7 protein-coding genes and 1 tRNA gene are annotated in these 12,203 nt (G+C 58.2%); 4 read left to right on the forward strand and 4 right to left on the reverse strand.

Annotated elements, in window-relative coordinates; all coding sequences use genetic code 11:
* Positions 1 to 4 precede the first annotated feature (4 nt).
* From B4F27_RS06625 to B4F27_RS06635, 3 genes are read right to left on the reverse strand one after another with little or no spacing between them, the layout of a single operon-like run.
* Positions 5 to 766, reverse strand: coding sequence for a sulfotransferase family 2 domain-containing protein (locus tag B4F27_RS06625; protein WP_074636733.1), 762 nt, complete (start codon positions 764 to 766; stop codon positions 5 to 7).
* Positions 763 to 1,497 (reverse strand): CatB-related O-acetyltransferase, encoded by a 735-nt coding sequence (locus B4F27_RS06630; protein ID WP_074636735.1) that lies wholly within the window; start codon positions 1,495 to 1,497, stop codon positions 763 to 765. Before B4F27_RS06630 ends, B4F27_RS06625 begins: the two co-directional genes overlap by 4 nt.
* Entirely contained in the window at positions 1,494 to 3,986 is a 2,493-nt protein-coding gene (locus B4F27_RS06635) for a glycosyltransferase (protein ID WP_286759216.1), read from the reverse strand. Before B4F27_RS06635 ends, B4F27_RS06630 begins: the two co-directional genes overlap by 4 nt.
* 128 nt (positions 3,987 to 4,114) lie before the next feature.
* On the opposite strand from B4F27_RS06635, the gene B4F27_RS06640 reads away from it, so the two are divergent.
* Together B4F27_RS06640 and B4F27_RS06645 are read left to right on the forward strand one after the other, a co-directional pair.
* Entirely contained in the window at positions 4,115 to 4,744 is a 630-nt protein-coding gene (locus tag B4F27_RS06640; RefSeq protein WP_286759217.1) for an acyltransferase, read from the forward strand.
* Positions 4,745 to 4,879: 135 nt separating this feature from the next.
* Positions 4,880 to 4,956 (forward strand) — tRNA-Arg (locus tag B4F27_RS06645).
* A gap of 16 nt (positions 4,957 to 4,972) precedes the next feature.
* Here B4F27_RS06645 and selD read toward each other — a convergent pair.
* Positions 4,973 to 7,141 (reverse strand): selenide, water dikinase SelD, encoded by a 2,169-nt coding sequence (gene selD, locus B4F27_RS06650; RefSeq protein ID WP_286759218.1) that lies wholly within the window; start codon positions 7,139 to 7,141, stop codon positions 4,973 to 4,975.
* Positions 7,142 to 7,306: 165 nt separating this feature from the next.
* Between selD and B4F27_RS06655 the strand changes: the two genes are divergently transcribed.
* Together B4F27_RS06655 and B4F27_RS06660 are read left to right on the forward strand one after the other, a co-directional pair.
* On the forward strand, positions 7,307 to 8,521 hold the full coding sequence (locus B4F27_RS06655) for a metallophosphoesterase family protein (protein ID WP_286759221.1): 1,215 nt from the start codon (positions 7,307 to 7,309) through the stop codon (positions 8,519 to 8,521).
* Positions 8,518 to 11,955, forward strand: coding sequence for an ATP-binding protein (locus B4F27_RS06660; protein ID WP_286759219.1), 3,438 nt, complete (start codon positions 8,518 to 8,520; stop codon positions 11,953 to 11,955). Before B4F27_RS06655 ends, B4F27_RS06660 begins: the two co-directional genes overlap by 4 nt.
* Positions 11,956 to 12,203: the final 248 nt, after the last annotated feature.

Here is a 12,203-nt window from a genome sequence, read left to right on the forward strand (position 1 = left end):
GGCGTTAAATTAACATGCCCTCGTCTTTGAGGTGATTAAGTAACGCTGTGTCAGCCTCAGCAAACGCAGCCAGTCTTTCCTGTGCCGGTTTATCGTTGATCAGAGTCATTAGATCTTGCCAACGGCTTGTCTGAACCCCTTTTGGCCCAACATTGATGCGCGTTTTCACAATCGAAGGACGACGCCCCGTTAGGTTATGAATGTCATTTTCAAGCAGATTTAAACTGCTTAAGCGATAAACTCTATCTAGTTTCCGCGCGCCGCCTATCGCTTGACCAACAAGCATATCTTTCGAGAAATGGCAGACCTCGGCCGCCCCGCGAACTTTCCCGGTGGCGAGATAGCTACAGTAAAAATTGTCGTAGTGATCCTTAATGAACTGTTGCCAAGCGGGACTTCCGCCAAAGAAATACGCGGCGGGGGAGCAATTTTTTACTTTGTACAACCCCATATGCCCAGGCGACGAAAGTAGGCTGTCCGTGAGACGTGAGGCCTTATTTCTTAAATAAAAATAGAAAGAAGCGATCCTTTCAAATGGATCGCGAAGTACCGTGAACGCAAAGGTATCTGTCTGGGTCTCACGAAGGCGGCACCAATCTAGGTGACCCGAGTAAAGGTCATACCCGTTGGGAAATTGACCGTCTGACGAAGCTTGGTGGTGAACGCGAACAGGAGAGGTTCGAGCGCTGCCATAGATTTTAGTGAGCTCCGAGTGCACAGATTGGCCCGCGGTTTTGGGTATGTGTAAAAATGCGACTTTTTTCACTGAATGTTTTCCGATCTCAGATCCAGCGTCGGGGGGGCGAAAGGCGCGACATCTTTGAGCATTGTGTTTACCCCTCTACAAAATTCCAGCACATCCGACGGATCAAGGTGGTCCATTTGCCACGGCGCAAACTGCCACCAGCGGCACTTTAACATGAGACTGATGAAGCTCGGCGGTAGGCGCATTCGTTTGAGAGAGGCCGGATTCCCCGCGACGACTGCATAAGGGGCAACGTCACGGGTCACGACCGAATGCGCCCCGATTATTGCGCCGTCGCCAATGGTGACCCCGGCGGCGATATACGCCCCGTGCCCGATCCATACATCATTTCCAATTGTAGTGATTTTTACCTTGGTGGGCGGCTTGCTGTGAGCTGTCCTATAATTGTGGTAGTGTTCGGCTGCCTCAAAACCGTCGCCAAGTTCGAATACTCGGTCCCCAAGATAGAAAGCGGGGCTTGTGGATACCCAGTCCAACGGGTGGTTTTGCCGACCTATTTGAACGGATTCGCCGAATGAACAATATCGGCCGATACGTGCGGCAAAACAGTATCCCGAGACTTGATACGAGAACGTTCCCATCTCTAACGAGTGTTCATACTGTGTCCATTTTAGGCTCCCCGGGGCTTCGAGCACGGTATGTCTGGGCAGGTTGATCGACGTAGCACCCCGGTTCAGTACCTCGATGCCATTGTTTCGCAAAAATTTTAGGGGCACTGAGATTTGGCTCATGAGGCCACCGCCCAGGTTTTGGTGATGTGATTTTTAACGTGAGACAGCAGAATATCCGCCAAATCCTGTTGGGTTGAGTAGGGAATAGGGAAACCGTTTTCAGCTTTGGTAACTGCTTCGCCCTGAGCACCAATTGCGAACGCATGGGTGGGCAAACCGGATGTCAGAGCTTCGTGCGTGGTAAACGAGAATGTCTCCGGCCACACGGAAGGTATTAACCAATCTGTCACGCCGTATCGGGCGGCAATTTTTCCCAGATCTGATATGGTATATCTTCCATGGATAGGCACCGAGAGGGGGAGGGGAATGGCGGGATCGAAATTCCCGACGATGACCAGACCGACACCTTGCGCATCTATCGCATCAGCCGCTCGGCTGATGATCTGTGCGCCTTTCTGGAGACCAATGTCGCCCAATACACCGATCACCGGGCGCTTTGGGCTGAGGGGCCGAGGGATACGGGGCACGGCGTCTGAAATTCTATGCGGTGTAACTTGAATTTTGTCGGCGCAGTTGGGGAATGCTGCGCGCACAATTTCTTTGCTATTTTTAGAAAATACCACGATCTCTTGGGATGCGGTCAGGAGTTTTCCCCACTCGCTTTGCCACCGAGTCATGCTTATCGGTGCACCTGTGGTTGCTGGGGCATTTAGGTGAGGCGGGGGTAGGCCATCGTACACTCCTTGATCGTTCAGAAGAGTGTAGTTGGGCGAGATTGCGAAGTAGTCATGAAAGAGAAACTCTATCACCTGTTGGCCGGTTTGGCTCAATTCTAGAATCGCACTTGGAATAGTCAGCGGATCTTGATCCCCAACAGCGCAGGAATAGATTAATCGTCGCCGTTTTATGGGGTGTAGAAGTTGTTTGACGTAGTCGAGGTTGTTGGTCCCGCCGGAGATTGTTCCGTCATGGCAATGCAATTCGATTTGCCATCGCATGGCACCGCCGACCCTGATTACAACAGCGGCGCGGCCCAACGCGTGATGTTTTGATTTCACCCGATGTTGCAGATACGATTCAGCGCCGCCACCCATACTGTGCGCGATATATATCGAGACCGGATAGGTGTCTTGTGCACCGAGCCAAGCCAATGCCAAAGCGAGCCGGGGCGATTTGAATGGGTCAGAGGCAATGAACTGCTGCACATCTCTATCGTATTCGGGATAACGTTTTGAAATAAGAGCGTTATTTTTCGCGATGAGACGCGTCTTCTCTTCCGATCCGAAACTTTGTCCACCGCGATGCTCTACGAAAAGGTTAACGGCACTATAATGCAGTCCGCCCGCAGCTCTGATGCGCTGGCACCAATCGACCTCTTCGCCGTATCCCCGACCAAAACTGACATCCAATTGCGGTTCAGCTCTGAGGTATCTGGGGTTGATCGCCATGCAAAATCCCACCCCGGTCGGCGTGGCCACGCGATAGCTTTGCGGGTTAAGCTGCGCGGCGGTCACATCTATAAGATCCCCCTGTCCGGCGGCAAGTTTTTGGGGCGCACATATGAGGGGGGCGGTAAAAATTTCCGCGTCGTTGGACATTGGGGTTACAGTGGCGGCGCGTGGATATTCAACGAGGGGGCGGATAAGGCGGCTCGCCCAGTTCGCCGGGACTAAGGCGTCAGAATTCAGTAAAATAACCGTGTCGGGCCAGCGTTGTGCATAGCGCAAGCCTTTGTTTACGCTTTTTACAAACCCAAGGTTTTGATCATTCTCAAGCAGTGTCGCACGGTCATTGTGGGCCAAAGACCACGCGCGCAGCAACGGTAGAATCCGTTTATCGGTTGAGCAATCTTCGATCAGAATAATGCGCCACTGAAGATCGGTATTGTCGACGACGCGCCGCAGCGCCTCTTTCAGTAGGTCATGCGCATTGAATACCGGCAGTATTATCGTCACCGATGCCGTTGTGACGGGAGGCGCATTGGCGCGGAATAGGTCAGGGTCAAGCTCGCGCGCATGGTGAACGGGGCATAGCCCCAGCCCCCGTTTGATCCGCGTGCGAAAAGCGGGGTCCCGTTTGACGCGCCAGCCGCCATAGGCAGGCAACTGCAGCATCAGCGCGATGACGAATTTGATTACCAATCGCGCTTGAATCCACCAAAGGTGAGGGAGTTTTAGACTTCGCGCAATTGTCCAGGTGCCATTGGGAACACGGTGAAATTCGACCCCAAACCGCCCAATTTCATGCAAGCCTGTCGGGCCAAGCGGCGTGGTCAGGTCGAACCCGACCCGTCGCGGGCCACCATAGGCTTTGGTCACGTCGTCACGAATCAAGTCAGCTTTAGCGCTTACTTTTACGCCGTTCATATGCAGCACGATATCATCCGCGAACGTCCAGCCCGCCAGCCTCAAGTTCCCGTCATTTACGGCAAATACATCAACGGCACCCACCGTGGCACCGGACGGGTCCGTAATGTGCATTGGACGCCCCACGGCCCTTAGATGGGCGGCGATATAGCGGGCAAAGAGAGTTTTGAGCTGTTTATGCAAAATCAATCATTTCGATTCTATGTTGCGTTGATAGAGCTCTAGATCAGCACGCTCACTCTTAAGGGGAGGTTAAGTTCACTCAGCATTGCAGCAGAATTTCTGTTCGGATTTTACGGGAGGTGACATAGGTGAGCAAAACGCATCTTGGCGTTTTGGTGACGGATAATGGTCAGAACAATCAGGTAGATATATCGCCAACAGCTACCTGCGCCGAAGGGGTGCAGATTAATATATACGGGCGCAATAACCACGTGGTGATCGGCGAGGGTACTGTGATCTCCGGTGGCTTGGTTGAGCTCAGGAATCACGAGAGCGCCGTCTATATTGGCGCAGATTGTCGTTTGGCGGGGTCATTTCGATGCCGCGCGCGTGATACGCATATTCGCATTGGCGATCGCACCACGATCATGATGGCTCACCTCAGTCTGCATGAAGCGGGCACCATCACGATTGGCGAGGATTGCATGCTGTCCGGGGATATCACCATGGATGTCAGTGATATGCATTCGATTCTTGACGTAGAAACAGGGGAACGGATTAACCCGCCCCAAGATATCGAAATCGGGGATCATGTCTGGTTGGCCCATGGTGTCAGGATCATGAAAGGCGCACAGATAGGGCAGCATTCAGTGATCGGTAGCCGTTCCATGGTTCTTGGGGTGATCCCCGCACATAGCTTGGCTGTGGGCGCGCCGGCGCGTGTTATGCGCGCTGGTATCACCTGGGATCGCCGACGGCTAAGCCCCAAAGATCAATAAGTATTGGGTCCCTGTGCGGAGCCGTTGGTGATTTACACTATCGAAAGAGGAGATACGTGATGGCAATATCATGGGGATTGCGGGTAGATTTTGCTTTGCTCATCCGACGCAAACTGGCTATGAGATGACCTGAGTGGTCCCGTAGCTCAACTGGATAGAGCACCTGACTTCTAATCAGGATGTTGGGGGTTCGAGTCCTCCCGGGATCGCCAGACGCACCGAGTGTAGCTACAGCACAGTGATTGGTCCTTCGCCGTCGATCAAATGCCCGATAATACAGGCTTTTTTACCTTCGGCGGCCATGTCTCGGATCGCAATCTCTGCCTCGGCTGGGGGTAGAGCAGCCAGCAAGCCGCCTGCGGTTTGGGGGTCGTGCAAAAGCGGGTCGCTGCGTCCTCGCGTGGGGGCGTTGTCGACGTTGGGGTGATACAGCGAGGAGTGCACGCCGCGATCTGATAGGTCTCGGGCACCGGCGTAGACGGGAATGGCGTCCGCCGAGATTTCCGCGCTCAGGCGCGATGCGCGGCAGATGGCGGCGATGTGACCCGCAAGGCCAAAGCCTGTGACATCTGTCATGGCATTGGCGCGACGCAGGTGGAAGGCTTGACGGTCCTGCGGTTCTGCCATCTCGTTTAGGGCCTGGGCGACGTCGGCTCCCCGTGCTGTGCCCTCCATATGCGCAGCCATGATAATTCCTGATCCGATGGGCCGGGTCAGCACAAGGCAGTCGCCAGCTTGAGCGCCCGACAGGGTGATTGGTGGCGTTTCGCGCATGCCGGTGACGGTGAATCCGATGGTCATTTCGGCACCCATCGATGTGTGCCCCCCGACAATCGTCGCGCCCGCGTGGTCGAATATCGCACGGGCTGCGTCGGTGATTTCTTGCAGTGTCCGGGACTGAAGCGCCTGAGACATATGGGGTAGTACGATGCTGGAAAGAGCCACTTGGGGCTGCGCTCCCATGGCCCAAATGTCGCCTAAGGCGTGCACTGCTGCGATGCGCGTCATCAAGGCGGGGTCGTGGATCAAAGCGCGCAAGTGATCGGCGCTGATGACCTGAAAACCGCCACCGGGTTGCTTTAGCACCGCAGCATCATCGCCGAGGACAGAAAGAATGGCCGCATCCGTCGGACCTTGAAGCGACGATAGCCCGTCACGAAGCACTGTGTTTCCGACCTTAGCGCCACAGCCGCCACACAAGGGTTTCGCGGCCAGTATATCGCGGGCACCCTGCGCCAACGTATCGGGCAAAGCTGGCGGTTGCATCGGCGGCAAATCGTCAAGTTTATCCATGAAAGCGCGGTCGATCCGGTCTTTCCAGCGCCATAACGCAGGCCCCGAGAATGCAAGATCGAATTTTTCCGCCAAAGCCGATTTTTCCCCAAGGGAGATAAGCTTTAGGTAACGTTTTTGTGGTTTGAAGGGCTTGCGGGGACCATTGGTGAGGGCGGCGCGAAGGTTGTGATACAGGATGGGTGCTGCGCGAACGGCAAACACGCCAGCCTTGGGGCGTGGGGCAAAGGGCATTGCTGCGCAGTCACCGACGGCAAATACAGTTGGGTCACCGGGAAGTGACAGGTCGGGCGTTGTTTCGATGAACCCATCACGCAAGGGAAGGTCCGTTTGCGCCAGCCATTCATGCGGGAAAGCACCGGCAGCGCCGACCGTCAATTGAGAAGGGATTTTGTCGCCGCTGCTCAGAACGACATGATCGGCGGCGATTTCCGTGACGCGTATGCCGGTGCGTAGGGTGACCTTGGCGCCGCGAAGCTTGGCCTCGACCGTGTGGCGCGCGCGGTTGCCAAGGCCCGAAAGCGTCGGGTCGGACTGTAGCAAAGTGACCCGAGGCTCGATCCCCGCGCTGCGTACGGCATGGGCCATCGCGAGGGACAGCTCGCAACCGGCGACACCGCCGCCGATCACGGCGATTTCGGGCTCGATGTCGCCGCTCGTCACCGCGGCAAGGAAATCGCGCCAGCGTTTGGCGTAGACATCAAGTGGCTTTGCACCGACAGCAAAACCATCAAACCCCGGGATACCCATTTTAGCGGTGATCCCGATATCAAAGGAGGCAACATCATATGCAATAGGCGCGCGGTCTTCGACATGAACCAGACGCGCAGTGCGATCGATATCTGTGGCGTGGGACAGGATCAGACGCGCGCCCGCAAAGCGGCACAGTCGCACGAGGTCGATCTCGAGTGTTTCACGTGAATAGTGGCCCGCGATATAGCCCGGCAGCATACCTGTATATGGGGCCGTGGGGCCGGGATTGATGACGGTTAACCGCGCGCCCGGTAGCGGGTTCATCCCCCATTTGCGTAGCACCAACGCATGGGCATGCCCGCCGCCGATCAGCACCAGGTCTTGGGTCAGCGGGATATCGTGTCGATGCATCGAATGACTTTCTATCAGGCGGGTGTGACAGTCTTAGCCCGCGGGATCAGCGGATCAAAGCCGCAAGACACAACTGCGGCCCGTTGCAACGGAATGTGAACTACGTGACAAAGACCGCAGCGTTTTCCGTGAACAAGGTGGCCTCCGTCCGTGACCCTTCGTATTCTGCACACTGCCGATCTTCACCTCGATTCACCGCTTCGTAGTTTGGCGATGAAGGATGACCGTCTGGCCGCGCAGGTGCGCGGTGCCAGCCGGCAAGCGCTTGAGACGATGGTGCAATATTGCATCGACGAGAGGGTCAGCGCTTTTCTGATCTCGGGCGATCTTTATGACGGGCAAGAACGTAGCGCGAAAACCGGCGCGTATCTCGCCGCGCAGATGCATCGTTTGGCGCAGGCTGACGTGCGGGTGTTCTATATCAAGGGGAACCACGACGCGGAAAACCCAATCGCGGGGGAGATCGACCTGCCGCCGAACGTGCATGTGTTCGACGGGCGGGGCGAGAAAGTTCAGTTGGCCAGCCACCCCGTCTATATTCACGGTGTCAGCTTTCGCGACCGTCACGCGCCGGAAAGCCTGCTGCCGAAGTATACCGTGCCAGAGGCGGGGGCGGTTAATATCGCGATGATGCATACCTCTCTCGCGGGGGCGGAAGGGCATGATCTTTATGCGCCTGTGTCGGTCGGCGAACTGGCGGGGGCTGGGTTCGATTATTGGGCGTTGGGGCATGTTCACAAACGCGCGGTGCACAGCGAAGACCCCTGGATCGTGATGCCGGGCATGCCGCAAGGGCGCGATATCGGGGAGGCGGGGCCAAAGTCCGCAAGCCTGCTGACGATCGAGGATGGCAAGATCTCGGTTTCGGAAGTGGCGACCTCGGTCGTGGAATTCCGCCGCTGTGATTGCGATGTGACGGGGGCGGAGTCTGACGAAGATCTGCGCCGCAAACTGCGGTCGGCGTTGCAGGCGCAGGCCGGACGGGGGGCGGCGATTTTGCGGTTGCGGGTGACGGGGCAAACGGCGCTGGCGTGGCAGATACGCCAGTTGGCGGATGTTTGGCGCGCTCAAGCCGACGAAATCGCAGAAAGCATCGGTGATCTGTGGATCGAGAAGATGTCGGTGGATGTGACTGCTGTATCAGAGGATGCGGTGGATGGTGCTGTGGCCGAGGTACAGCAGTTGATGACGGACATCGCCAAGGAGCCCGCCACTCGGGACAGGTTGCAGCAAGAGTTGAGCCAGATCCTTGGCCTATTGCCTGCTGATCAGCGCCGCGCCCTCGCACCGGATGCAGAGGCGCAAGAGGCATTATTGCGGCAGCTGACCGACGAGGCGGTGTTGACCATGGCCGCGCAGATGCGAGGAGCGGGCGAATGATGCGGCTGCAGCAGCTTGCGCTGGACCGATTTGGTCACTTTACCGACCGCGTGCTGGATTTCGGCGCGCGCCCCGCAAGCGGATCGGACTTTCATATCGTCTTTGGCCGCAATGAAGCGGGCAAAACCACCCTGATGGAGGGGTATCTGCGGCTGCTTTACGGTTTTGCAGCGCGTGAACCCTATGCCTTCAAACACCCCCGCGCGAACCTGCGCGTCAGCGGTACCGTCGATATTGACGGGCAGATCCACCAGCTGTCCCGATTGCCCAAGCGCTCGGGCAATCTTGTGGACGGGGCGGGCCAACCTGTGGCGGATGCTTTGCTGTCTGCGGCGCTGCGCGGTGTGTCGCAAAAGGAATACCAAAGTCTGCTGTGTCTCGACGATGAAACGATCGAAGCCGGCGGCGAAGAGATTACCAAAAGCGAGGGGGATATCGGGAAGCTGCTGTTCTCTGCTGCGGCGGGTATCAGCGATCTGTCGCAGGTCTTGGGGCGGGTGGAGCAGGGCAATCGTGACCTTTATCTAAAAGGCGGTACAAAATCAGAGTTCGCGGCGCTGAAGGCTGCGCATGCAGAACTGGTCCAGCAGATTAAGGATCATGACGTCAGCGCCGCCGCGTTTCGCGAGTTGCGTCTTGCGCGGGACGCCACCCAAACCGAAGAGCAGCGTCTGCGCGCCGCCAAGTCCGAGCTTTCGGTTCAGAAAACGCGGCTGGAGGCTATACTTGATGCGCATCCATTGGCGACAGAATGGAAAACCCTAGAGGTGCAGCTTACCCCTATCGCGCATTACCCCATGACGCTGGAGTTCGACAGCGAAGACTTGATTAAAATGATGACGAAACGGATCGCGCTTGTTGCCGAAAGGAAACGATCCGTCGCCGAGGTGCACGCATTGCGGGCCGCGCGAGACGAGGTCGCCGTCAACGCGGATGATTTGGCGCGGGGGGCTGATGTTGATGCGCTTGCCTTCAAGAAAAGTCAGGTAGAGGCGGGGCAATCCGACCTGCCCAAACGCGAAGCACAGTTGATGCAGGATACCGCTGATATGCGGGCGCGGCTTGATACTCTAGGGTTGCCCGCCGATGGCGCGCTTGCGCAATTCATCTTAAGCGATCCCGCCCTTGCGGCGCTTGAACAGGCGCGCGCCACTCTGGACGATGCGCGCAAGCATCTGCAAACCACTCAGGCGGAGGCAGAGGTCGCGCGCGACAAATACGATGACGCGGCACGGGCCCTGCGCGATACCGAAGAAGAGACCGCCGTCGACGCGGACGTCGAACGCCTATTCATGCAGGCCGAAGCGGAGGATCTGGTCAGTCGATATCATGACGCGCTGCGCCGGCTCGCGGCGGATCGTCAGGGGGTGGCCACTGCCTTGCGCGGGCTGGCGCGGCACAATGTGGCGTTCGACGCGGTTCCGGCACTTCCGCTCAGCAGCCGGCGCGCGCAGGAATTGATGCAGGCCCATGGGGAAGCGCGGCTTGCCCTGCGTGCGGCCGTGCAGGCGGAAACCACGGCAGCCGATCGTCTGGCGGGTGCCGAGACAAAACATGCGATGGCCGCGTCGTCCCCAGACTTGATCAGCGATGATGCCGCCGCCAAAGGGCGACAAACCCGAGATGAGTTATGGGCGCTGCATAAAGATGTGTTGGACATGGCCTCTGCTTCTGCGTTCGAGGCTGCAATGCGGGCGGATGACGCGCAGACCTCATTACGCGCCGGGCAAAGCCAATCGCTGGCGGAAATGCGGCAGGCGGAGCGACAGTTGATCGAGGCGCGGCAGGATCACGACAGGGCGCAGAATAAACGTACCGAGACCGAGGTGGCGTTTGATCATGTGACGGGTGAACTGCGGTCCCACCTCGATGCACTTGGCCTGCCCGAAACCCTTTCCGCCGAGGATTTTGTCGAATGGGTGCGCGAGGCAGAGGCGGCGCAAACTGCAGCCGAGACCTTAAAGACATCTGAACAGGCCCACGCAGAGCTCTTGCGCGCGGCAGAACAGATGCGCGACGATCTGGCGGCACGGTTGGAGGCAGGGGATGCGCCTTTGCGGACCGTCGTGCTCATGGCCAAAACCCAGATCGCGGCGTCGCGCGAGCATCAGAACGCGCAAAAGCTCGCACAGGCCACAGTGCGTCAGGCCACGGCAGAGCGGGATCGCCGAGCAGCCGCAGCGGACAAGGCACGCACGGCCGTGACCGACGCGCGTGACCAGTGGCGCGGTGCCGTCGCGACGCATCTTCCGGCGCTGCAGGCTGGCATAGACATGTGGAACGGGCTGACCGGCCTGCGCAGTATCCGAGAGGTCGACGCCCGCATGGCTGGTGTCCGGCGCCAGATTGCAGGCATCAAACAGGACCGCGCCGGTTTCATCGCACAGTTGGATGCACTGGATGGCGGGGCAGACGCGCAGGAACAGCCCTTGGCGCGTTACGCCGCTTTGCAAACCGCGGTGGAGCGCGCCCGTCAGGCCCAAGCGCGTCGCAGCGATCTGGACGCGCGCCTTGCCGTGGCGGAGGACGCCGCGGCTGAGGCGCTGCGCGAGATTGCCGTGCTCGATGATCAGGTCCAACTTCTGGCCCGTGCGTTTGATGACCGGATAGACACCTCTACCCTTGATGCATTGCGTCAGGCGACGGCGACCGCGCAACAGGCAATTGCGCTGCGCCAGCAAAGTGCGGATTTGCGTACCCGTCTGCTTTCGATCCTGGGGGTTGATGCCTGGGAGCAGGCGCAGGAACGCCTCAGCGCCGCGCCCCTCGCACAGGCGCAAGTGGCGCTTGCCGAGCTCTGCGAAGACCTGTCGCGACTTGAAGTAGAGCTCGACAGCGCGATTGCTGCGCGCGCTCGGGCGCAAGCGGCGCTGGATGCGGTTGGGGGGGATGGTGATATTGCGGCGCTCACCTCGCAAAAGCGCACGGTCGAAGAACAGATGCAGGCCGTGATGCTGCGCTATCTGACGGGGCGCTTTGGCCATACTTTGGCCGAGGATGCCATCCGCCGGTATCGCGACACCCACCGCAGCACGATGTTGGCCGCGACCGAACAGGCCTTCAGCGACCTGACCCAAGGGGCATACAATACACTGACCACGCAGCCTGCCGCTCAGGGGGATGTGCTAATGGCCGTGCGGGCAGAGGATGGGGTGTCTAAGGAAGCCGCCGCAATGTCCAAAGGGACGCGGTTCCAGCTTTACCTTGCCCTGCGCGCGGCGGCCTACGAGCAAATGGCGTCGACAGGAACGGTGCTGCCGTTCTTCTGTGATGATGTCTTTGAAACCTTCGACGAAGACCGCACCCGCGCGGCCTGTCGATTGATGCAACGGGTCGGAAAGCGCGGGCAGGCCATCTATCTCACCCACCACCAGCATGTGGTCGATCTCGCACAAGAGGCCTGCAGCACAGATGTGACCGTGCACCGGCTGTAACGCCCCATATGGATTCGCGATTATCCGGCCCGCGAGTCGGCGATTCCACCGCAATGACCTACCTGTGGTTGGGTCGAGGCACGAAAAGCCCCGTATAAGCGGAGAGAGATACCCTGAGGGGCCTGGGTGCTACAAATTTCCGACGCTCAGAAAGTCAATAAAACAGGCGTTTGTGAAGGTTTTTTGACGAAAAGGATAAAATCCGAAAAAAGGGGTTGCGGGTGTTTGGAACAAACCTTAGAACGCCC

The organism is Sulfitobacter sp. UBA1132 (assembly GCF_002311545.1).
Lineage (GTDB): Bacteria > Pseudomonadota > Alphaproteobacteria > Rhodobacterales > Rhodobacteraceae > Sulfitobacter > Sulfitobacter pontiacus.